Annotated in this window: 20 protein-coding genes; 13 read left to right on the forward strand and 7 right to left on the reverse strand. The window is 71.9% G+C overall.

Annotated elements, in window-relative coordinates; genetic code table 11:
- Genes ACZ6AQ_RS24940 through ACZ6AQ_RS24950 form a run of 3 tightly spaced genes read right to left on the reverse strand, consistent with a single transcriptional unit; the run spans window position 1 to window position 2584 of the window.
- Window positions 1–807, reverse strand: coding sequence for an MlaE family ABC transporter permease (locus ACZ6AQ_RS24940; protein ID WP_388692137.1), 807 nt, complete (start codon window positions 805–807; stop codon window positions 1–3).
- Between the two features lie 5 nt (window positions 808–812).
- Window positions 813–1577: an MlaE family ABC transporter permease gene (locus ACZ6AQ_RS24945; RefSeq protein ID WP_388692140.1), complete on the reverse strand. Its 765-nt coding sequence runs from the start codon at window positions 1575–1577 to the stop codon at window positions 813–815.
- Window positions 1574–2584 carry an ABC transporter ATP-binding protein gene (locus tag ACZ6AQ_RS24950; protein ID WP_468762453.1) on the reverse strand — a complete coding sequence of 337 codons (1011 nt, stop codon included), beginning with the start codon at window positions 2582–2584 and terminating at the stop codon, window positions 1574–1576. The genes ACZ6AQ_RS24945 and ACZ6AQ_RS24950 overlap by 4 nt, the downstream gene beginning before the upstream one ends.
- A gap of 727 nt (window positions 2585–3311) precedes the next feature.
- On the opposite strand from ACZ6AQ_RS24950, the gene ACZ6AQ_RS24955 reads away from it, so the two are divergent.
- The 5 genes from ACZ6AQ_RS24955 to ACZ6AQ_RS24975 all read left to right on the forward strand — a co-directional run bounded on the left by ACZ6AQ_RS24955 (window position 3312) and on the right by ACZ6AQ_RS24975 (window position 8881).
- Window positions 3312–3944 (forward strand): hypothetical protein, encoded by a 633-nt coding sequence (locus tag ACZ6AQ_RS24955; RefSeq protein ID WP_468762455.1) that lies wholly within the window; start codon window positions 3312–3314, stop codon window positions 3942–3944.
- Window positions 3945–4123: 179 nt separating this feature from the next.
- Window positions 4124–4750 carry a hypothetical protein gene (locus ACZ6AQ_RS24960; protein ID WP_468762456.1) on the forward strand — a complete coding sequence of 209 codons (627 nt, stop codon included), beginning with the start codon at window positions 4124–4126 and terminating at the stop codon, window positions 4748–4750.
- Window positions 4751–4905: 155 nt separating this feature from the next.
- Window positions 4906–6468 carry a DUF6801 domain-containing protein gene (locus ACZ6AQ_RS24965; RefSeq protein ID WP_468762458.1) on the forward strand — a complete coding sequence of 521 codons (1563 nt, stop codon included), beginning with the start codon at window positions 4906–4908 and terminating at the stop codon, window positions 6466–6468.
- Window positions 6469–6510: 42 nt separating this feature from the next.
- Window positions 6511–7455, forward strand: a complete 945-nt coding sequence (locus tag ACZ6AQ_RS24970) for a hypothetical protein (protein WP_468762460.1) — start codon at window positions 6511–6513, stop codon at window positions 7453–7455.
- Window positions 7456–7669: 214 nt separating this feature from the next.
- The gene (locus ACZ6AQ_RS24975) at window positions 7670–8881 is read left to right on the forward strand and encodes a PucR-like N-terminal domain-containing protein (RefSeq protein WP_468762461.1); all 1212 of its coding nucleotides are present in this window, start codon (window positions 7670–7672) and stop codon (window positions 8879–8881) included.
- Between the two features lie 126 nt (window positions 8882–9007).
- Here the strand turns inward: ACZ6AQ_RS24975 and ACZ6AQ_RS24980 are convergent, their stop codons facing one another.
- Entirely contained in the window at window positions 9008–10222 is a 1215-nt protein-coding gene (locus ACZ6AQ_RS24980; RefSeq protein ID WP_468762463.1) for an acyl-CoA dehydrogenase family protein, read from the reverse strand.
- Between the two features lie 202 nt (window positions 10223–10424).
- Here ACZ6AQ_RS24980 and ACZ6AQ_RS24985 point away from each other — a divergent pair, with 202 nt between their 5' ends.
- A complete protein-coding gene (locus ACZ6AQ_RS24985) occupies window positions 10425–11072 on the forward strand; it encodes a TetR/AcrR family transcriptional regulator (protein WP_388692160.1) in 648 nt (215 codons plus the stop codon).
- A gap of 60 nt (window positions 11073–11132) precedes the next feature.
- On the opposite strand, the gene def is transcribed toward ACZ6AQ_RS24985, so the two are convergent.
- Entirely contained in the window at window positions 11133–11696 is a 564-nt protein-coding gene (def, locus tag ACZ6AQ_RS24990; protein WP_468762465.1) for a peptide deformylase, read from the reverse strand.
- Window positions 11697–11822: 126 nt separating this feature from the next.
- On the opposite strand from def, the gene ACZ6AQ_RS24995 reads away from it, so the two are divergent.
- The 5 genes from ACZ6AQ_RS24995 (at window position 11823) to ACZ6AQ_RS25015 (ending at window position 16446) form a co-directional block, all read left to right on the forward strand.
- Window positions 11823–13070 carry a Mur ligase family protein gene (locus ACZ6AQ_RS24995; protein WP_388692165.1) on the forward strand — a complete coding sequence of 416 codons (1248 nt, stop codon included), beginning with the start codon at window positions 11823–11825 and terminating at the stop codon, window positions 13068–13070.
- Window positions 13071–13089: 19 nt separating this feature from the next.
- Window positions 13090–13818 carry a type 1 glutamine amidotransferase gene (locus ACZ6AQ_RS25000; protein ID WP_388692168.1) on the forward strand — a complete coding sequence of 243 codons (729 nt, stop codon included), beginning with the start codon at window positions 13090–13092 and terminating at the stop codon, window positions 13816–13818.
- A gap of 144 nt (window positions 13819–13962) precedes the next feature.
- Window positions 13963–14988: a 6-phosphofructokinase gene (locus ACZ6AQ_RS25005; protein WP_468762467.1), complete on the forward strand. Its 1026-nt coding sequence runs from the start codon at window positions 13963–13965 to the stop codon at window positions 14986–14988.
- A gap of 102 nt (window positions 14989–15090) precedes the next feature.
- Window positions 15091–16041 carry a cytochrome c oxidase assembly protein gene (locus tag ACZ6AQ_RS25010; RefSeq protein ID WP_468762468.1) on the forward strand — a complete coding sequence of 317 codons (951 nt, stop codon included), beginning with the start codon at window positions 15091–15093 and terminating at the stop codon, window positions 16039–16041.
- A gap of 192 nt (window positions 16042–16233) precedes the next feature.
- Window positions 16234–16446 carry a hypothetical protein gene (locus tag ACZ6AQ_RS25015; RefSeq protein ID WP_468762662.1) on the forward strand — a complete coding sequence of 71 codons (213 nt, stop codon included), beginning with the start codon at window positions 16234–16236 and terminating at the stop codon, window positions 16444–16446.
- A 27-nt stretch (window positions 16447–16473) separates the two neighbouring features.
- Here the strand turns inward: ACZ6AQ_RS25015 and ACZ6AQ_RS25020 are convergent, their stop codons facing one another.
- The gene (locus tag ACZ6AQ_RS25020) at window positions 16474–17451 is read right to left on the reverse strand and encodes a DUF3048 domain-containing protein (protein WP_468762470.1); all 978 of its coding nucleotides are present in this window, start codon (window positions 17449–17451) and stop codon (window positions 16474–16476) included.
- A gap of 112 nt (window positions 17452–17563) precedes the next feature.
- Here ACZ6AQ_RS25020 and ACZ6AQ_RS25025 point away from each other — a divergent pair, with 112 nt between their 5' ends.
- On the forward strand, window positions 17564–18304 hold the full coding sequence (locus ACZ6AQ_RS25025) for a lysophospholipid acyltransferase family protein (protein ID WP_468762472.1): 741 nt from the start codon (window positions 17564–17566) through the stop codon (window positions 18302–18304).
- Between the two features lie 64 nt (window positions 18305–18368).
- Window positions 18369–19403, forward strand: a complete 1035-nt coding sequence (locus tag ACZ6AQ_RS25030; RefSeq protein ID WP_468762474.1) for an NAD-dependent epimerase/dehydratase family protein — start codon at window positions 18369–18371, stop codon at window positions 19401–19403.
- Window positions 19404–19466: 63 nt separating this feature from the next.
- Here ACZ6AQ_RS25030 and ACZ6AQ_RS25035 read toward each other — a convergent pair whose 3' ends face one another.
- On the reverse strand, window positions 19467–21053 hold the full coding sequence (locus ACZ6AQ_RS25035) for an alpha/beta hydrolase (protein WP_468762476.1): 1587 nt from the start codon (window positions 21051–21053) through the stop codon (window positions 19467–19469).
- Between the last annotated feature and the right edge of the window lie 54 nt (window positions 21054–21107).

Below are 21107 nucleotides of genomic sequence, written 5' to 3' on the forward strand. Positions count from 1 at the left end.
TCACCCCGCCACCTTCACGGTCGTGGTCGCGCCCCAGAGGGCCAGCGACAGGAAGAAGTCGGTGACGCTGATCAGCACGATGGCGTTGCGCACCGAGCGGCCGACGGCGATGCCGACGCCGGCGGGGCCGCCGGAGGCGCGGAAGCCGTAGTAGCAGTGGGCGATGATCACCATCACGCTGAAGATCAGCACTTTGAGCACCGACAGGAGGACGTCCGTCGGTGACAGGAAGAGGTTGAAGTAGTGGTCGTAGGTCCCCTGGGACTGGCCGTTGAAGAGGACCGTGACGTAGCGGGAGGCCAGGTAGGAGGAGAGCAGGCCGATCGCGTACAGGGGGATGATGGCGACGACGCCCGCGATGATGCGGGTGGTGACCAGGTACGGCATGGAGCGGATGCCCATGCCCTCCAGGGCGTCCACTTCCTCGTTGATGCGCATGGCGCCGAGCTGGGCGGTGAAGCCCGCGCCGACGGTCGCGGAGAGGGCGAGTCCGGCGACGAGCGGGGCGATCTCGCGGGTGTTGAAGTAGGCGGAGACGAAGCCGGTGAAGGCCGCGGTGCCGATCTGTTCGAGGGCCGCGTAGCCCTGGAGGCCGACGACGGTGCCGGTGGCCAGCGTCATCGCGATCATGACGCCGATGGTGCCGCCGATGACGCCGAGGCCGCCGGAGCCGAAGGCGACCTCGGCGAGCAGGCGCTGGACCTCTTTGAGGTAGCGGCGCAGGGTCCGGGGTATCCAGAGCAGGGCTCTGACGTAGAACAGGAGCTGGTCACCGGACCGGTCGAGCCAGACGAACGGGGAGGCCATCGGTCTCAGCCTCCCTTCGGCGGGACGATCTGGAGGTAGATGCCCGTCAGCACCATGTTCACGAAGAACAGCAGCAGGAAGGTGATGACGACGGACTGGTTGACGGCGTCGCCGACCCCTTTGGGGCCGCCCCGGGGGTTGAGCCCCCGGTAGGCGGCGACGATGCCCGCGATGAACCCGAAGATCAGGGCCTTCAGCTCGCTGATGTAGAGGTCGGGGAGCTGGGCGAGGGCGGAGAAGCTGGCGAGGTAGGCGCCCGGGGTGCCGTCCTGGAGGACGATGTTGAAGAAGTAGCCGCCCAGGGTGCCGACGACGGAGACCATGCCGTTGAGGAGCACGGCGACCGCCATGGTGGCGAGGACGCGGGGGACGACCAGGCGCTGCACGGGCGAGACGCCCATGACCTCCATCGCGTCGAGCTCCTCCCGGATCTTGCGGGAGCCGAGGTCGGCGCAGATGGCGGAGCCGCCGGCGCCGGCGATCAGGAGGGCGACGATGAGCGGGCTGGCCTGCTGGATGACGGCCAGGACGCTGGCGCCGCCGGTGAACGACTGGGCGCCCAACTGCTGGGTGAGCGAGCCGACCTGAAGGGCGATCACGGCGCCGAACGGGATGGAGACGAGCGCGGCGGGCAGGATGGTGACGCTCGCGACGAACCAGAACTGCTCGACGAACTCCCGGAACTGGAAGGGCCGCCGGAAGACGGCCCGGCTCACCTCGGCGGTGAGGGCGAAGAGACGGCCGGTCTGCCGCAGCGCGCCGGCGATCACGAGCCGCTCCCGGGGGCGGGCATGGACAGCGTGGGCGCCGCGGCGTCCTTCGTGTACGTCTCGTGGATGGCGGCGCGGGCGGCGGGCGGCAGCTGGTCGAGCATGCCGAGGACGCGCTCCCGGCGCCGGGCGACCGCGGCGCGCGGCGGCAGGCCGGGGGACGGCTCCAGCTGGGGCACGATGACGCGGGGTTCGGTCACCCGGCCGGCGGAGGCGTCCGCCTCGGCGGCCAGGGTCGCGGCGTCCTTCTCCTCGGACATGCCGATGGGACCTTCGCGGCGACCCGCGAGGAACTGGGTGACGACCGGTTCCTCGCTGGTGAGGAGGACCTCGCGCGGGCCGAAGGTGACGAGGTTGCGCCGGAAGAACATCCCCATGTTGTCGGGGACGGTGGCGGCGATGTCCAGGTTGTGGGTGACGATCAGCATCGTCGCGTCGATCCGGGCGTTGAGGTCGATCAGGAGCTGGGAGAGGTAGGCGGTGCGGACGGGGTCGAGACCGGAGTCCGGTTCGTCGCACAGCACGATCTGCGGGTCGAGCACGAGCGCGCGGGCGAGGCCGGCGCGCTTGCGCATGCCGCCGCTGATCTCGCCCGGCAGTTTGCCCTCCGCGCCCAGCAGGCCGACGAGGTCGATCCGCTCCATCACGATGCGCCGGATCTCCGACTCCCGCTTGCGGGTGTGCTCGCGCAGCGGGAAGGCGATGTTGTCGAACAGGGTCATGGAGCCGAAGAGGGCTCCGTCCTGGAACATGAGGCCGAAGAGTTTCCGGGTCTCGTAGATGTCGCGTTCCGGGCTGCTGACCATGTCGACCCCGTTGATGAGGACACGGCCGCGCTGCGGCTTCAACAGCCCGATGAGCGACTTGAGGAAGACCGTCTTACCGGTACCGGAAGGGCCGAGCATCACGCTCACCTCTCCGGCCGGCAATGTCAGTGTCACGTCCTGCCAGATGTTCTGCTTGCCGAAGGACATGGTCAGACCCTCAACGACAACTTCGATTCCCATTTCACCTCCAGCAAGCGCGCGCCGGGCGTGTGCCGCGGGCGCACGGTAAGTCGGTGCGGATCACCTGGACAATAGGCGGGCACCAGAAACCTTGATCCGCTTCCGCTTTTATCACCGCGGAGACAAGATCGGGAACGGTTTTTGTCTCCGCCGGGACAGGGCGGGCACCGCGCCTCGGGAGGACCGTCCTGCAAGGCCCCGTCGGCCGGGCCCCACCTGGCCGCCAGGCCGGGCGGAACACCGTCCGCCACAGGAGCGGCCCGTGAAAACGCGCCGACCTGCGACTGAGCGCCACCCGGGGAACGCTACGGCCGAGTAACCTCATGGGGCAATACCAAGTTCCGAGTTTTCGCAAGACGGCACCGGACATCGGAATACTTGTCAGCGGATAAACAATTCCACCGCGCGACTTGTCACCGGGAGAGCAAAAAATCCCTCCGCCGGGCCGCGTGGCCACGTATGCGACCGCCGCGCCGGCACCTCTCGGACGATCGATCAGAATTGTCGACATTGCGCACGCCGGAACCAAGAGGCCCCCCGCTACCGCTCACCGGCCTGACAGGCAATACGGCCTCTTCAAAGAATCTTGTACTGCGGCATTGTTCAGCCAAGTTTCCCGCAAGTAACGTCAGGTTTCGCAGCCCGGGTCACCGGGGTGCCGGCCGCTCGTTCGTCCCCCATGGCGGCCACCCTCTGCCGGTCAATCCCCAAGGAGAGTCCCAGAGCCATGAAGTCGATCAGAAACCTCGCCGTCGTCGCCGGAGCAGCCTCGGCCGCGTTCGCCCTCGCGGTCTCGCCGGCCTCGGCCGTCGCCTCGACCGTCTGGACCGTCACCCCGTCGCCGGCCAACGTCTCCGCGGTGAACAGCGGAAACATCGTACTGAGCGTCAACGGCCTCGCCATGACGTGTACGCAGTCCACCGCCGCGGCCACGCTGCAGAGCGCCACGGGCAACCCGGCGACCGTCGGCACCATCAACTCCATCGCCTTCGGCGCCGCCGGTGCGCCCTGCACCAGCCTCCTGGGCAACGTGACCACCGTCGCGACCACCCCCTGGACCATCGTGGCGCAGGACTACACCGCCTCGACCGGCGTCACCAAGGGCTACGTCGGCAACGTCGACGCCAAGGTGACCGTCGGCGCCTGCACCTTCCGCGTCACGGGCAAGGCGTCCGGCACCTACACCAACTCGACGGGCAAGCTGGCCATCGCCAGCACGGCCGGCGAGCTCACCGTCGTCTCGGCGACCAACTGCGGCACCGCCATCCCGGTCGGCGCCAAGCCCACCTTCAAGGGCGACTACCTGGCCAAGGTGAGCGGCACCAGCACCATCCCGACGATCGTCGGCAGCAACCCGTAAGGAAGAGGGCGACCCGCGTCCGTCCGGCCGGTGATCCCGGCCGGACGGACGCGGGTCTGTCCGCGCCCCCCGCGCGCCGGTGCGCGGCGACCGGGCGAGGAGGCGGGCGGACCGTTCCGAGCGCGTCGGACGGCACGACCGTTCCGGCATCCGACCACGACCCGGAGGAAACCAGCACCGTGAAGAAGCCGACCGGAAAGCTCGCCGTCGCTGCCGCGGCGACCGCGTCCGCGTTCGTCCTCGCGGTGCCGCCGGCCTCGGCGGCGCCCTCGACGACCTGGACCGTCACGCCCTCCCCCGTCGCCTTCTCCTCGACGAGCGGCACGAGCCTCACCCTCGGCCTCAACGGCTTCTCCGTGGTCTGCGGTCAACCGGGCATCTCGGGCACCCTGGAGAGCGCCACCGGGAACCCGGCGGTCATCGGCGGCGTCAGCGCCCTCGTCTTCGGCGCGTCCTGCACCAGTCCCCTGGGCAACGCGTCCGTCGTCCCCACCCTGCCCTGGAGCATCGTCGCCCTGGACCACACCGCCACCACCGGTGTCACCAAGGGCCACTTCGGCAACGTCGACCTCAAGGCGACCATCGGCGCCTGTGCCTTCCGCGTCACGGGCAAGGCGTCCCTCACCTACACCAACGCGACCGGCGGGCTGGCCGCCAACAGCGTCGCCGGCGAGCTGACCGTCGTCTCGGCGGTCAACTGCGGTGCCGTCGTCCCGGTCGGCTCCAAGCCGACCCTGAAGTTCGAACGCTCCATCAGGAAGACGGGGACCACCACCGTCCCGACGATCGTCGGCACCAACCCGTAGGAACGCGTCCTCCCGCGTCCACGAGCCGACCGCACCCTCCGCCGGCGTTTCCCGCCGGCACACGAACGACCCGAGCGGAGCAGCAGATGAGAGGCCCCGGGCCCACCCCCCGACCGTCCCGTTCCCGCGCGCGCGGTGCGACGATCGCCGCGTTCGTGGCGCTCGCCCCCCTGCTTCCGGCGGCGGCCGTCGCCGTGGGGACGCTGAAGGTCGACGCCGCGTTGCCCTACGTCTGCACCCTGCCCTCCGGGCAGCAGCCCGCGACGGTGCGGATCGCCGCGGCCTTCCCCGACCGGGTGGTCGCGGGCGAGGACATCCGGTTCACCGACGTCACCACGACGGTGGAACTCCCCGCGGCGGCGGTGGCCGACCTCACCGCGCTCAAGGCCGCCACCGTACGGCCGGAGACGCGCCTCACGGTCGGCGTGGCCCAGGACGGGCAGCGCGCGGAAGCCACGTGGAGCGGTACGGCACAGCCCTTCGGCACTCCCGCCGAAGGACCCCTCACGCTCGCCACGACCGGTGACGTCCCGATCCTGACGACGGGCAGCGCCGGCGACCTGGTCCTCACCGCCGGGAACCTGGACATCGACCTCGCCCTGAGCACGGCCGAGGGCGCGGCCACCACGCCCGGGGCCCTCTCCGTCGCCTGCGTCCCGGAACAGGAGGAGAAGGACCGACGGGCGCTCGCCACGGTCCCGGTCCGCCCCGCCGCCACCGGGGAGCCGGGCACGGCTCCGGCGCCTTCGGCCGATCCGTCCTCGGCCACCCCCCCGGCCCCGCTTCCGTCCTCCTCGGCGCAGCCGTCGCTCCCGGCGGAGCGGGAGACCCCGGAAGGGGCGGACGCGGCCCCGGGCACCCCCACGGCCGGGCTCCCGACGGGCATAGACCCGAACATACCGGGCATGGACCCGAAGCCCGTACCCCCGGAGTACCGGCCGCCGGCGCCACCCTGCCTGCACGAGAAGCCGGACAGCAATTCGCTGTCGGCGTACATCGCCGGTTACACCAACGCGCGGAAACTGAACGGCGCCGCCCTCATTCCGCCGGTCTGCGTCCTGGTCCAGCAGGGCGCCGTCGAGGTCACTTTCTCGGAGAGCGGCGGCCGCTTCTACCAGAAGTCGCTCGCTTCCCTCTCCCACGACGGACTCACACGGAGCCAGCCCTTCAAGGCCACCCTCCTCGGCTTCGGCTTCGCGCCGATCACGGCGACCATGTCCCTGGAGCAGGTCGGTCGGATCATCATCACATCGGACATGGCGATGGGTTTCCCCCTCAGCTTCGGGAAGAGCCACATCCGGGCCCCGCTCGTCCTGCGCGTCCTCGATGTCGAGGTCAACGGCACCAAGCTGGACGTCGGCCCCTCCTGCCGCACCGTGACACCGCTCGCCTCCTCCGAACCCGACCCCGCCCAGTACCCCGGGAACCACCTGGTGCTCGAGGGCAAGGTCGTGCAGGACCTCAACATCGGTTCATTCGGATACCAGCTCACCTCCGGTGGCACGCTCACCGGAGAAGTGACCATCCCGGCCTTCAGGGGCTGCGGCGTCAACGGCGAGAACCTCGACCGGCTCCTCACGGCCTCGATCTCCGGCCCCGGGAACTACATCAAGCAGATCCAGGGCCAGACCTGCAACGTCCTCGTCGCCTCCTCCCCTCTGGACCGGGAATGCACCTCGGACCTCCAGCCGTACGTGGTCCCCAGGCCCAAGCGCTGACCCACCCGTCGAGTTCCCCTTTTCCCCAGGAAGGCTTCCACCGTGCCCCTCGTCTCCGCCCGTACGAAACTGGCCACCGTCTCCGCCCTCACCGCCCTCGGCGCCTTCGCCTCCACGGGCATGGCGACCGCGGCCGCCCCCCAGCTGAACGGCGGCTGGGCGCCGTCCACCCGCTGTCCCGTGGACGCGCCGGCGATGCTCGCCACCGACGGTCTCGACCAGGCGCCGCAGTGCGTCGCCTCCTTCTCCCTCAGCGGTTCCATCAAGCTGGGCAACACCACCGTGACCACCGGGAAGACCGACCTCCAGATCGGCACCATCCAGCACTCCGACGGCACCAGCTCGGTCGTCGCCCCGGCCTCCGGCGCGATCATCGCCGACTCCGCCACCGTCCCCGGCGGCCTGCTCGGCCTGATGTGCCCGAGCGACATCCCGTTCATCACCAGCATCTGCAAGCAGCTCTCCGACGGCAGCCTCAACAAGATCACCGCGACCCTGGAGTCGGTCGGCACCCCCTCGGACTTCGACCAGATCGCCGGCGTCCTCACCGACCAGCCGATCGTGACCATCCCGGTCCGCATCCGCCTGCAGAACCCGTTCCTCGGCAACAACTGCTACATCGGGACGAAGGAGAAGCCGATCCTGCTGCGTCCGCGCAACCGCACGGCGCCCGAGTTCGGCTTCGAGCGGTTCAACGGCGACGGCTCCGCGAACGAGGAGGGCGACATGAGCCGCCTCAACCTCCTCGGCGCCACCCAGTACGACAACACCTTCGCCGTCCCCGGTGCCAGCGGCTGCGGCCTCGGCCTGCTCGGCCTGATCGACGGCGCGGTCAACCTCAAGACGGGGCTGCCCTCCGCCGCCGGGAAGAACAGCCTCGTCCTGAACAACACCCAGACGTACCTGACCGGCCTCTACGCGCCGGGCCTCGTCGCCCCCGACGCCGGAAAGACGCTGTCCCAGAACTGGCACTCGGCCGTCAAATAACAGCCACCCAGGGGCGATTCCCGGCCTACTCGGCGACATACGGTCTCCCCGCACGGCAACTCCTGCGCAAGTTGTGTACAGCGCACAGCAGTTGATCTAGCTTCAACAGGCCCTGTCGGTACGCACTGACGGCCGTGGCGGCGCCCCGCACGACAGCGGGGCGCCGCGCCGCCGTTCCCCCACCGGTCGCGCAGAAGAACAAAGGGATCGGTCCATGCCCCCCATCGCACAGTCACCGCACATCGGTGAACCGCTCGACCCGCTCCCCAGGGAGTTCGCCGCCCTGATGAGGCCGGAGATCCCCGGACTCATCAAGGAGATCGGGGTGGAGGTCCAGCGGACCTACCCGGTGTACGCCCACCTCTTCAGCGGGCCCCACTCGGACGCGATCCGCCAGGGGGTGGAGCAGGCCCTGACGGCCTTCGTGGAACGGGTCGCCGACCCGGGGGTGAACGCCCCCTTCCGGGACGAACTGCTGCGCAAGTTCGGCCGGGTGGAGGCGTACGAGGGGCGCGACCTCGACACCCTGCAGGGCGCCTACCGCCTCGGCGCGCGCATCGCGCTGCGCCGGGCCAAGAGCATCGGGCGCACGTACAACCTCTCCCCCACCCTCATCCTGGCCTTCGCGGACGCCCTCTTCGCCTACGTCGAGGAGCTGGCGGCCCTCTCCCGCGAGGGGTACGCGATGGTCCAGTCCCGCGCGCTGTCCGACGTGGCGGCGCTGCGGAGGAAACTGCTCCACCTCGTCGTCGCCGGCCCGCCGCTGCCCCGCGCGGCCATCACCGAACTGTGCCAGGAGGCGTCCTGGCAGCTCCCGGCCGAGTGCACCATGGTCGCCCTGCGCCCGCCGGTCGCCGAACCGGCCCAGACGGGCCTCGACCGGGACGTCCTCGCCGACCTGACCCTCCCCGAGCCGCACCTGCTCGTCCCCGGCCCGCTCACCGCCGAACGCCTCGCGATGCTCCGTTCCGCCCTGGCCGGCACCCCCGCCGTCATCGGTCTGACCGTGCCGCCGGGAGAGGCCGGACACTCCGTCCGCTGGGCGCGGCGCGTCCTGCGGCTCATCGACGACGGCATCGTGGCGGACGCCCCCCTCGTCCACTGCGAGGACCACCTGACGACGCTGTGGTTACTCTCCGACCCGGCCCTCGTGGCCCAGCTCGCCAAGCGCGAACTGGCCCCGCTCGACGGGCTGTCCGGCACCCGCCGGGAGCGGCTGGTCGAGACCCTGCGCGTCCACGTCTCCACCCGGGCCCCCGCCGAGCAGGTCGGCGAGATGCTGGGCGTGCACGCCCAGACGGTCCGGTACCGGCTGCGGAACCTGGACAGCCACTTCGGCGACCGCCTGCTGGACCCCGACCGCCGCTTCGCCCTCGAAGCGGCCCTGCGCTCCCTGCACCTGTACGACGGGAAGCGCGCGGACTGAGCCGTGTCTGTGGCCGGGGGGTGGGCCGACCGAAGTCCGGGGCCCTCCCCGGCCCCCGCGGAAAGCGGTTTCGAAGAAGCCCCGCACCCCCGGACGGGGTGCGGGGCGGGAGGGGCCGGGCGGGCCCTACTTGCCGATCGTCCTGCTGATGACCAGGCGCTGGATCTCGCTGGTGCCCTCGAAGATCGTGTAGATGGCGGCGTCCCTGTGCATGCGCTCCACCGGGTACTCGCGGGTGTAGCCGTTGCCGCCGAGGATCTGGATGGCCTGGGCCGTGACCTTCTTGGCGACCTCGCTGGCGTACAGCTTGGACATGGAGCCCTCGGCGGAGGTGAAGGGCTTGCCGGCGGTCGCCATCCAGGAGGCGCGCCAGACGAGGAGGCGGGCCGCGTCGATCTGGGTGGCCATGTCGGCGAGCTGGAAGGCGACGCCCTGGTTCTCGATGACCGGGCGGCCGAACTGGACGCGGGTCTTCGCGTAGTCGAGGGCCACCTCGTACGCGGCGCGGGCGGTGCCGACGGCCATGGCGCCGACGGCGGGGCGGGACGCCTCGAAGGTGGCCATGGCGGCGTTCTTCACGCGCTCGCCGCCCGCCTTCGCCTTCTCCCGGGCGCGGGCGAGGCGCTCGTCCAGCTTCTCCTTGCCGCCGAGGAGGCAGTGGCCGGGGATCCGGACGTCCTCCAGGACGACCTCGGCGGTGTGGGAGGCGCGGATGCCGTGCTTGCGGAACTTCTGTCCCTGCGAGAGGCCGGGGGTGTTCGGCGGCACGATGAAGGAGGCGTGGCCCTTGGAACCGAGCTCCGGGTCGACGACGGCGACGACGACGTGGACGTTGGCGATGCCGCCGTTGGTCGCCCAGGTCTTGGTGCCGTTGAGGACCCACTCGTCCTTGGCCGCGTCGTACACGGCCCGGGTGCGCATGGAGGCGACGTCCGAGCCGGCGTCGGGCTCGGAGGAGCAGAAGGCGGCGACCTTGACGTCGTTCGCGTCGCCGTACATCTGCGGGACCCAGGTGCCGATCTGCTCCTCGGTGCCGTTGGCGAGGACGCCGACGGCGGCGAGGCCGGTGCCGACGATGGCGAGGGCGATGCCCGCGTCGCCCCAGAAGAGCTCCTCCATCGTCAGGGGGACGCCGAGGCCGGTCGGGTCGAAGAACTGCTGGGCGTAGAAGTCGAGGGAGTAGATTCCGAGCTTGGCCGCCTCCTGGATGATCGGCCAGGGGGTCTCCTCACGCTCGTCCCACTCGGCGGCCGCGGGACGCATCACATCGGCGGCGAAGCCGTGGAGCCAGTCGCGCACCTGCTTCTGGTCCTCGTTGAGTTCGAACGTGAACTCGCCCATTTTCCCTCCCAGCAGTATGTTACTTGCGGTAACAACAGTCTGTTACCGGCGGGTAGAGGCTGTCAACCTGCGGGGACGCGATCCGGCCCGACCGGCACCGGAACCCGGCCGGGTGTTACGTTGCGAGAGCCCCACACAGGGCAGGAGCGCGGAACGGCAGGACCGCGCCACCGCGGAACGGCACGGCCGGGGAGACACACACATGGACATCGCACACCGGACCACCGACCAGCGGACGCCCGCCGAGCAGCGGCGGCGCGAACTGCTGGAGGCGGCGGACCGGGTGGTGCTCCGGGAGGGCCCCCAGGCCTCCATGAACGCGATCGCGGCCGAGGCCGGCATCACCAAACCGATCCTCTACCGGCACTTCGGCGACAAGGGCGGCCTCTACCGCGCCCTCGCCACCCGGCACACCGACGCCCTCCTCGCCGCCCTGCGGGCCGCGCTCGACGCCCCCTCCGACCGGCGCCGCCGGGTCGAGTCCACCCTCGACACGTATCTCGCCTCGATCGAGGCGATGCCCCAGGTCTACCGCTTCCTCATGCACCCGGCGGAGGAGACCCACCAGACCGAGCAGGGCTTCGACGTCGGCCGCCACTCGGCCCCGCTGCTCCGCCGCATGGGCGAGGAGCTGGGCCAGGTCATCGCCGAGCGCGTCGATCCCGGACCCGGCGCCCAGAACCAGGCACGGATCTGGGGGCACGGCATCGTCGGCATGATGCACGCGGCCGGGGACTGGTGGCTCGGCGAGCGGCCCTGCTCCCGCGCCGAGCTGGTGCGCAGCCTGGCGGACCTCCTCTGGGGCCGGCTCGCCGAGGCCGACGACCGTCCCGGCGGCCCGGGCTTCTAGGGCGTGCGTGCCGGGCAGACGGGACTTTCCGACACACGCCCTGGGCCGGGTCCCCCGGGCTCACGCCCACAGGGCCTCCGCCGCCCCGTCGCCCCACGCCCGCTTCCGGACCGCGCGCCGCAGCCGTGACTTCCGCCACCCCGTGACGCGGTCCGCGTAGACCCCGCCCTCCAGGTGGTCGGTCTCGTGCTGGAGGCAGCGGGCGAAGAAACCCGTCCCCTCGATCCGCACCGGGGACCCGTCGAGGCGTACGCCCTCCACCACCGCGCGGTCGAAGCGGGGCGTCGGGGCCTCCAGACCCGGCAGGGAGAGGCACCCCTCCGGCCCCCGGACCACGTCGCCGTCCGCCGCCACCAGGCGCGGGTTCACCACGTGCCCCAGGTGGCGGTTCTCCTCGTCGTCGGGGCAGTCGTACACGAAGACCCGCAGGCCCATGCCGACCTGGTTCGCCGCCAGGCCCACCCCGTTCGCCGCGTACATCGTGGCGAACATGTCCTCGACCAGCCGGGCCAGCCGGGGGCCGAAGTCGGTGACGGGTTCGCAGGGGGCGCGCAGGACGGGGTCGCCGAGCAGGGTCATCGTCCGGACCAGGCCGGAACTGCCGGGGATGGGGCGGTTTCGCATGGCGGCAAGGGTACGGTCCGCCGTGACCTCGGCGTTTCGTGCGGCCGGTCGGCGGTGCCGCTGTTCGGGCTCCTGGCCGGATCTCGATAGGCTGAGCCCGGACCGACGCGAGGAGGAACAAGAACGATGTCAGGACACCCCGGTAATCCAGAGCCGCTGTCGCCGCGCGCCAAGCTGGCCGTGACGGCGGGCAAGGCCGCGGCCGCGGTGTCGCGGGCGGCGGGGCGCGGCAGCGGATCGGTGATCGGAGGCCGGGTGGCGCTGAAGCTCGACCCCGACCTCCTCGGGCGGCTCGCCCAGCATCTGGACGTCGTCCTGGTGTCCGCGACCAACGGCAAGACGACCACGACCCGGCTGATCGCGGAGGCGCTCCGGGCCGCGGGCCCCGTCGTCTCGAACGCCCTCGGCGCCAACATGCCCGCCGGCATCACCTCGGCGCTCGCCGGCGGTTCGGACTCCAAGTACGGCGTGATCGAGGTCGACGAGAAGTACCTGGCCGGCGTCGCCCGCGACACCACGCCCAAGGTGATCGCGCTGCTCAACCTCTCGCGCGACCAGCTCGACCGCGCCGCCGAGACCCGGATGCTCGCCGAGAAGTGGCGCGAGGGCCTCAACGGCACGAAGGCCGTGGTCGTCGCCAACGCCGACGACCCGCTGATCGTGTGGGCCGCCTCCTCCTCGCCCAACGTGGTGTGGGTCGCCGCCGGCCAGGAGTGGAAGGACGACGCCTGGTCGTGCCCCGCCTGCGGCGGCGTGATGCAGCGTCCCGGCGACGACTGGTTCTGCGGCGAGTGCGGTTTCCGCCGCCCCGCGCCGAGCTGGGCGCTCAGCGGTGACCACGTGCTCGACCCGCACGGTTCGGCCTGGCCGATCCGCCTCCAGCTCCCCGGCCGCGCCAACAAGGCGAACGCCACCACCTCGGCCGCCGTCGCCGCCGTCTTCGGGGTGCCGCCGCAGGTGGCCCTGGAGCGCATGTACCAGGTGCAGGCCGTGGCCGGCCGGTACGACGTGGTCTCCTTCCAGGGCCGCGAGCTGCGGCTGCTGCTCGCCAAGAACCCGGCCGGCTGGCTGGAGACGTTCTCCCTCATCGACGGCCCGCCCGCGCCGGTGATCCTCTCCGTCAACGCGCGCGGCGCCGACGGCACGGACACCTCCTGGCTGTGGGACGTGGACTACGGCCGGCTCGCCGGCCACCCGATCATGGTGATCGGCGACCGCCGGCTCGACCTGGCGGTCCGCCTGGAGGTCGCGAACGTGGACTTCCGCGTCTGCGAGACGCTGGACGAGGCCGTCACGATGGCCCCGCCCGGCCAGATCGAGCTGATCGCCAACTACACCGCCTTCCAGGACGTCCGCCGCCGCGTCGGCAACTGACCCGTAGAGGACATGCAGCATGACTGACAGCAGCCTGCGCCTGGTCTGGGTCTACCCGGACCTGCTCAGCACCTACGGCGACCAGGGCAACGTCCTCGTCGTCGAGCGCCGCGCCCTGCAGCGCGGTCTCAGCGTCGAGCGCGTCGACGTCCGCAGCGACCAGCCGGTGCCGACCTCGGGCGACATCTACCTGATCGGCGGCGGCGAGGACCGCCCGCAGCGGCTCGCGGCCGAACGCCTCCGGCGGGACGGCGGGCTGAGCCGGGCCGCCTCCAACGGCGCGATCATCTTCTCGGTCTGCGCCGGGTACCAGATCCTGGGCCACGAGTTCATCAACGACCTCGGCGAGCGCGAGGCCGGTCTCGGCCTGATCGACGTGGTCTCGACCCGCGGCGAGGGGGAGCGGTGCGTCGGTGACGTCCTCGCGGACATCGACCCGCGCCTGGGCCTGCCCCAGCTGACCGGGTTCGAGAACCACCAGGGCATCACCCACCTCGGCCCGTCGGCCCGGCCGTTCGCCCGGACCGTCCTGGGCAAGGGCAACGGAACCGGCGACGGCACGGAGGGCGCGTACAACGACACGGTCTTCGGCACCTACATGCACGGCCCCGTCATGGCGCGCAACCCGCAGATCGCGGACCTGCTCCTGAAGCTGGCGCTCGACGTGAACGCGCTGCCGCCGACCGACGACCGCTGGTACGAGGCGCTGCGCGCCGAGCGCATCGCGACGGCCACGCAGCCCGCCTGACCCTCCGCGCTCCCCGTACACGCGTACGGTGTCCACGGTGCGGACGTCCGGTTCGGTCCCGCCACCCGGCGACGATAGGGTGGCGGGGATCCAGCCGGACGACGTGGTCCGGGAGTCGGCCCACGTTGCAAAGGTTTTCGGGCTATGCGCATTGGTGTGCTCACCTCCGGCGGAGACTGCCCCGGTCTGAACGCGGTCATCCGCTCCGTCGTGCACCGCGCCGTGGTGGACCACGGTGACGAGGTCATCGGTTTCCACGACGGGTGGCGGGGCCTCCTGGAGTGCGACTACCGCAAGCTGGACCTCGACGCGGTGGGCGGCATACTCGCCCGCGGCGGCACCGTCCTCGGCTCCTCGCGGGTCCAGCCCGCGCACCTGGTCGACGGGGTCGAGCGGGCCCGGGGCCACGTCGCGGACCTGGGCCTGGACGCCATCATCCCGATCGGCGGCGAGGGCACGCTGAAGGCGGCGCACCTCCTCTCCGAGGCGGGCCTGCCCATCGTCGGCGTCCCGAAGACCATCGACAACGACATCGCCTCCACCGACGTCACCTTCGGCTTCGACACGGCCGTCACCGTGGCGACCGAGGCCCTGGACCGGCTGAAGACCACCGCCGAGTCCCACCAGCGGGTCCTGGTGGTCGAGGTCATGGGCCGTCACACCGGCTGGATAGCGCTGCACTCCGGCATGGCGGCCGGCGCGCACGCGGTCGTCGTCCCGGAGCGGCCCTTCGACATGGACGAACTGACCGCCCGGGTCGGCGCCCGCTTCGCGGACGGCAAGCGCTTCGCGATCGTGGTGGTCGCGGAGGGCGCGAAGCCGCGCGAGGGCTCGATGGAGTTCAGGACCGCCGGAACCGACATCTACGGGCACGAGCGCTTCACGGGCGTCGCCAACCAGCTCTCCGCGGAGCTGGAGCGGCGGCTCGGCAAGGAGGCCCGCCCGGTGATCCTCGGCCACGTCCAGCGCGGCGGCACCCCGACCGCGTACGACCGCGTCCTCGCCACCCGCTTCGGCTGGCACGCGGTGGAGGCGGCGCACCGGGGCGAGTTCGGCATGCTGACCGCGCTGCGCGGCACGGAGATCACGATGGTCCCGCTGGCCAAGGCAGTGGAGAGCCTCAAGACGGTCCCGGCCGACCGTTACGCCGAGGCGGAGTGCGTGCTCTGACGGCTTCCGCGCGGGACACCCGCCCCCGGTCGTGATCGCGGCCGGGGGCGGTTCTAGTCTGGTGCGGACAACAAGCACGAATCGGGCCCCGGGAGCGTACGGATGGATCACAGCGGGCACGGCACGACCACGGATCTGCCGCCGTTCACGCTGGGGCGGGGGCTGGAGTTCTCTCCCGACCTCTTCTTCCTGGTCGGCTGTCTGGCGGCGCTCGGCCTGTACGGGTGGGGCGTGGCGCGGTTGCGGCGGCGCGGGGACGCGTGGCCGGTGAGCCGGACGGTGTTCTTCGCGATCGGCGTGCTGACCATCGCGCTGGTGATGTGCACCCGGCTCAACGACTACGGCATGGTCATGTTCAGCGTGCACATGGTGCAGCACATGGTGATCTCCATGCTGTCGCCGATCCTGCTGCTGCTCGGCGCGCCGGTGACGCTGGCGCTGCGGGCGCTGCCGGTGGCGGGACGCGGCTCCACCGGGCCGCGCGAGCTGCTCCTGAAGCTGCTGCACAGCCGGTACATGAAGGTGGTCACGCACCCCGGCTTCACGATCCCGGTGTTCATCGCGAGCCTGTACGCCCTGTACTTCACGCCGCTCTTCGACTTCCTGATGGGGTCGAAACCCGGTCACCTCGGGATGATGGTGCACTTCCTGATGGTCGGCGTGGTGTTCTTCTGGCCGATCATGGGCGTGGACCCGGGACCGCACCGGCCGGGGTACGTGATGCGGATGCTGGAGCTGTTCGCGGGCATGCCGTTCCACGCGTTCTTCGGCATCGCGCTGATGATGGCCACCGAGCCGATGGTCAAGGCGTACGAGAACCCGCCGGCCTCGCTGGGGATCGACGTGCTCACCGACCAGAACGCGGCGGGCGGCATCGCCTGGGCGTTCAGCGAGATCCCCTCCGTGCTCGTCCTGATCGCGCTGGTCTACCAGTGGTACCACTCCGAGCAGCGGCAGGCGGTCCGCACGGACCGGGCCGCCGACCGGAACGGGGACAAGGAGCTGGAGGCGTACAACGCGTATCTGGCGTCGCTCCAGGCGCGGGGGCGCTGATCCTCCGAAGCCCCTGGGATTTCCCGAGGTCCCCGGTCGGGCCCGGTGCCGCGTGCGGCGCCGGGCCCGTTCCGCGTGCGGGGCCGGTTTCCCGGCGCGCGCCGGCGCGTCCGGGGGTGGCGCGCGTGCCCCTCGCCGGGTGACGATGGTCGGGACGGCTTCCACGGCCCCGGTCGGGAGGAGGGCGGACCGATGTCCGGTCCCGTGAGGACGATGACGGCGCTCACCTGCGCCGCGCTGGTGCTGACGACGGCGTACACGGTGGCGCTCGGCAGCAGCGGCTGGCTCTGGTTCGGCATGATGGTGCTGTTCGTGGCGACGGCCGGGGTGGCCGCGTCGGAGAGCGCGGCGGCTCCGGACGGCCGGGGCGGCCGGCCGCCGCGGCGGTCCGGCCCCGTGTCCTGACCGCCGCCCTCCCCGGGACCGCGCGGGCTACGCGCGGGGGGCCAGGACGATCCAGACCTGTCCCGGGGCGAAGGCCAGGGGCGCCCCGTCCGGGGTGGTGAAGGCCGTGCCCGACGAGGCGGAGGGCCGGGACCAGCGGGCCTCGTGGGCGCGCCCGTCGCGCAGGACGAGCGCGGTGCCGCTCCCGACGGTCTCGGTGTAGGGGGAGGCCGCGCCGTTGCGGTCGTGGAAGGCGGAGGGGCGGACGGTGACGCGCTGGACGACGACCGTCGCCGGGGCGAGCGGGCCGGTGTCGGTGGCGCGGGCCTCCCGGCCGTCCATGGCGATCCGCCAGGCGCGGTCGGCGGCGGACCAGGTGAAGGCGTAACGGGCCGCCGGGTAGCGGACGGCCGAGGACGTGGTCGGGGTGCCTCCGGACGGGGCGGGGCCGAAGCGGAAGCCGATGTCCCGGACGTCCCCCGTGTCCGGGGCGGCGGCGAGGGCGCGGCCGGGGCGCAGGTAGAGGTTGTGCGGGGCGGCCCGGTCCGGGGAGCGCGAGAAGGCCCCGGGCGCGGTGCCCTCCGTGACGCGCCGGAGCGGCGCGGCGGCCAGCAGGGGGTTCAGGGCGGACTGCGCCCCGGAGTAGGCGAGGGCCGGCCGGTCGAAGGCGCCGAGCAGGGCGATGTCGGACTCGCGGGCGCTGCGGACGGGTCCGACGCGGGCGGGGAGCCGGGAGGAGTAGACGGCCAGGAGCCGGGTGGCTCCGCCCTCGACCTGTTCGACGTAGACGAGGTCGGCCGCGCCGAGACCGGTGTGCGGGCGGGCCGCCGCCACGTTGTCGATCTTGACGGCGAGGACGGGGCCGGGCCGGGCCGGGAGGCCGGTGAGGGGCGAGCGGCCCTCGGTGCCGGGGGGCCGGTCCGGCGTGACCGTGCCGGAGCAGCCGTACAGCCCGGCCGTCGTCAGCGCGCAGAGCAGAGCGGCGACGATCCGGCCGGTGCGCCCGGTTCCGTGCTTTTTCGTCATGATCGGCACTCCCCCACCAGTGGACCACGGGCCCGTGTGCGGATACAACGGGCGGAACGGGAAGACGAACGGTTGGACAGTCGGGCAGTCGGACGGACGAACGGGGTCACGAGTGTTCTACCACCTGATGAAGTACGTACTGCTGGGGCCGCTCCTCAAACTGCTGTTCCGGCCCCGGATCGAGGGACTCTCGCACGTCCCGGCGGAGGGGGCGGCGATCGTCGCGGGCAACCACCTCTCCTTCTCCGACCACTTCCTGATGCCGGCCGTCCTGGACCGGCGGATCACCTTCCTCGCGAAACAGGAGTACTTCACGGGGCCGGGGATCAAGGGACGGCTCACGGCCGCCTTCTTCCGGGCCGCCGGGCAGATCCCGGTGGACCGGTCGGGCAAGGAGGCCGGGCGGGCGGCGATCCGCGAGGGCTTGTGCGTGCTCGACCGGGGCGAGTTGCTCGGCATCTACCCCGAGGGGACCCGTTCGCACGACGGGCGGCTCTACAAGGGCAAGGTGGGCGTGGCGGTGATGGCGCTGCGGGCCGGGGTGCCGGTGGTGCCCTGCGCCATGGTGGGAACCTTCGAGATCCAGCCGCCGGGGCGGGTCGTGCCGCGGATCCGCCGGGTCGCCATCCGGTTCGGGGAGCCGATGGACTTCTCGCGGTTCGCCGGACAGGAGGAGGAGAAGGCAGTGGTCAGGGCGGTCACGGACGAGATCATGTACGAGATCCTGCGCCTGTCGGGACAGGAGTACGTGGACGAGTACGCGGCGGTGGTGAAGGCCGCGGAGGCCGGGGGCGGGGAGCCCGGCGGGTCCTCGGACGGGGAGTCGCGAAAGTTCCCCGGCGGGGAACGCTGAGGGCGGATCCGCGCACGGCGCAATCCCCTGGGCCCGCGCACCGGTCGGCCGTAGCGTCCGGGGCATGACCAAGGGACACGCGTTCGTACTGGGAGCGTCGGGACAGGTGGGACGGGCGGCCGTACGCGCCCTCGTCGCGGACGGCTGGGAGGTGACGGCCGCCTCGCGGCGCGGCGGCCGGGACGACGGATGGCCGGAGGAGGTCCGGTCCGTGCGGCTCGACCGCACCGAGAAGGGGGCGCTCGCGGCGGGCCTCGGCGACGGCTGCGACGTGCTCGTGGACATCGTCGCGTACGACAGGGTCCACGCGCGGCAGTTGACCGGGCTGGCCGGCCGGATCGGGTCGGCGGTGGTCGTGTCGAGCGGCGCGATCTACGAGGACGACCGGGGGCGCAGCTTCGACACCCAGGACGAACCGGACGGCTTCCCCGCCTTCCCGGTGCCGATCCCGGAGGAGTGGCGGACGGTCGCGCCGGGCGACGGCACGTACGGGACGCGGAAGGTGGCCCTGGAACGGGAGCTGGTCGCGGCGGGCGACGCGCTGCCGACGACGCTGCTGCGGGCGGGCGCGATCCACGGGCCGCACTGTCCCGGCCCGCGCGAGCTGTGGTTCGTGAAGCGGGCGCTCGACGGACGGCCGGTGCGCGTCCTCGCGTACGGCGGGAGGTCGCGGTTCCATCCGGCGCACGTGGACAACCTCGCGGAGCTGATCCGGCTCGCGGCGGCGAAGCCGGGGACCCGGGTGCTCAACGGCGCCGACCCGCAGGCGCCGACGGTGGCGGAGATCGGGGCCGCGATCGACGCGGTCCTGGGCGTGGAGAGCGAGACGGTGCCGATCGAAGGGCCGCCGGAGGGCCTGGTGGGGCTCACCCCGTGGACCTCGGAACACCCGATCGTCTACGACATGTCGGCGGCCGGGCGGGAGTTGGGGTACCGGCCGGTGGTGTCGTACGCCGATTCGCTGCCCGCCACGGTGGAGTGGCTGGCCGGGCGGGTGGCGGAGCGGGAGTGGCGGGAGGCGTTCCCGAACCTCGCGAAGTACGGGGTGGACTGGTTCGACTACGCGGCGGAGGACGCGTGGCTCGCGGCGCGCGGGTGACGACGGGGTGAGAGGGGGCGGACCGCAGGCGGTCCGCCCCCTCTCACCGCCGTGCCCGTGCCGTTACGGCCGCGGGGTGGCGTGCGGGGCGCAGGTCTGGTCCCGCGCGTCCAGCTTCCCGGTCAGCAGGTACGCCTCGACCTTGGTGTTGAGGCAGGGGTTGACCAGGTTGGTGATGCCGTGCGATCCGGCGTCCTTCTCCGTGATCAGGCGCGAGCCCTCGAAGCGCTTGTGCAGCTCGACGGCGCCGGCGTACGGGGTGGCGGCGTCGCGCTCGGACTGGGCGATGAGCACCGGCGGCAGGCCCTTGCCGGTCTTCACCTCGACCGGGCTGCGGCGCGGCGCGGACCAGGTGGCGCAGGGCAGGTTCATCCAGGCGTTGGCCCAGGTCATGAACGGGTACTTCCGGTGGAGGCGGGTGTTGTCCCGGTCCCACTTCTTCCAGCTGGTCGGCCAGGGGGCGTCGGCGCACTCGACGGCGGTGTAGACGGCGTTGCCGTTCTCCGAGGCGATGTTGCCGGCCGTGTCGGTGAGGTCGGCGGCGGCCGCGTCGATCAGCGGCTGCGGGTCGCCGGCGGCGTACGCGCTCCACGCCTCCGCGACCGGGGCCCACATGGAGTCGTAGTAGGGGGCGTTCTGGAAGAAGCCGATCAGCTCGGCCGGTCCGACCTTGCCGCCGAGGGGGTTCTTCTTGGCGGCGGCGCGCAGGGTGTCCCACTGGCCGCGGACCTCGGCGTAGGTGTCGCCGAGGTGGTACGCGGAGTCGTTGCGGGCGACCCAGGTCATCCAGTCCTTCAGGCGGCCCTCGAAGGCCACGTCCTGGTCGAGGTTGACCTCGTACCAGATCTTGTCCCGGGAGGGGTTGACGACGCTGTCGAGGACCATGCGGCGGACGTGCGTGGGGAAGAGGGTGCCGTACACCGCGCCGAGGTAGGTGCCGTAGGAGACGCCGACGAAGTTGAGCTTCTTCTCGCCGAGGGCGGCACGGATGACGTCGAGGTCGCGGGCGGTGTCGGGGGTCGTCATGAAGGGCAGCATGTCGCCGCTCTTCTCGGCGCAGCCCTCGGCGTACTCGGCGGCCAGCTTGCGCTGGGCGAGCTTGTCGGCCTCGCTGTCGGGGACCGGGTCGGCCTTGGGGCCCTTGACGTACTCGGTCGGGTCGACGCAGGAGATGGGGGCCGAGTGGCCCACGCCGCGCGGGTCGAAGCCCACGAAGTCGTACGCCTTGGCGGCGTTCGCCCAGAGGGCGTTCTTGGTGGTGACGCGGCGCGGGAAGCGCAGCCCCGACCCGCCGGGACCGCCCGGGTTGTAGAGCAGGGCGCCCTGGCGCTCGGCGGGGGTGCCGGTGGAGGCGATGCGGTCCACGGCGATCCGGATCTTCTTGCCGTGGGGCTTCGCGTAGTCGACGGGGACGGTGACCCAGCCGCACTGGATCGGCTTCTCCAGGCCCCAGTCGGCCGGGCAGTCCCGCCAGTCGATGCCCGTCGCGGCGGCCCTGGCGGCGGCGACGGCGACGCCGATCGCCTCGGCGTCCGGCCGGTGGTGGCGCCGGTCGCTGTCGGCGTTCGCCACCGGAGCCGCGAGCGCGCCCGCGACGAGCGCGCCGGTTATCAGAGTGCCGAGCGAGCCGAGCACTGCCGTGCGTCTCACGTGTCCTCCCCCAGAATGGGCGCCACCCCCCGTGGTGACGCCGGGTGTTGGTTT

Source organism: Streptomyces sp. NPDC041191 (assembly GCF_055591945.1).

What these genes read in the sequence shown, in the direction of transcription:
- ACZ6AQ_RS25030 (WP_468762474.1), top strand. Translation starts at nt 18,369, where the DNA reads ATGACCAAGGGACACGCGTTCGTACTGGGAGCGTCGGGACAGGTGGGA.
- ACZ6AQ_RS25000 (WP_388692168.1), top strand. Translation starts at nt 13,090, where the DNA reads ATGACTGACAGCAGCCTGCGCCTGGTCTGGGTCTACCCGGACCTGCTC.
- ACZ6AQ_RS24975 (WP_468762461.1), top strand. Translation starts at nt 7,670, where the DNA reads ATGCCCCCCATCGCACAGTCACCGCACATCGGTGAACCGCTCGACCCG.
- ACZ6AQ_RS24940 (WP_388692137.1), bottom strand. Translation starts at nt 807, where the DNA reads ATGGCCTCCCCGTTCGTCTGGCTCGACCGGTCCGGTGACCAGCTCCTG.
- ACZ6AQ_RS25010 (WP_468762468.1), top strand. Translation starts at nt 15,091, where the DNA reads ATGGATCACAGCGGGCACGGCACGACCACGGATCTGCCGCCGTTCACG.
- ACZ6AQ_RS25020 (WP_468762470.1), bottom strand. Translation starts at nt 17,451, where the DNA reads ATGACGAAAAAGCACGGAACCGGGCGCACCGGCCGGATCGTCGCCGCT.
- ACZ6AQ_RS24955 (WP_468762455.1), top strand. Translation starts at nt 3,312, where the DNA reads ATGAAGTCGATCAGAAACCTCGCCGTCGTCGCCGGAGCAGCCTCGGCC.
- ACZ6AQ_RS25015 (WP_468762662.1), top strand. Translation starts at nt 16,234, where the DNA reads ATGTCCGGTCCCGTGAGGACGATGACGGCGCTCACCTGCGCCGCGCTG.
- ACZ6AQ_RS25005 (WP_468762467.1), top strand. Translation starts at nt 13,963, where the DNA reads ATGCGCATTGGTGTGCTCACCTCCGGCGGAGACTGCCCCGGTCTGAAC.
- ACZ6AQ_RS24980 (WP_468762463.1), bottom strand. Translation starts at nt 10,222, where the DNA reads ATGGGCGAGTTCACGTTCGAACTCAACGAGGACCAGAAGCAGGTGCGC.
- def (WP_468762465.1), bottom strand. Translation starts at nt 11,696, where the DNA reads ATGCGAAACCGCCCCATCCCCGGCAGTTCCGGCCTGGTCCGGACGATG.
- ACZ6AQ_RS24950 (WP_468762453.1), bottom strand. Translation starts at nt 2,584, where the DNA reads ATGGGAATCGAAGTTGTCGTTGAGGGTCTGACCATGTCCTTCGGCAAG.
- ACZ6AQ_RS24995 (WP_388692165.1), top strand. Translation starts at nt 11,823, where the DNA reads ATGTCAGGACACCCCGGTAATCCAGAGCCGCTGTCGCCGCGCGCCAAG.
- ACZ6AQ_RS24985 (WP_388692160.1), top strand. Translation starts at nt 10,425, where the DNA reads ATGGACATCGCACACCGGACCACCGACCAGCGGACGCCCGCCGAGCAG.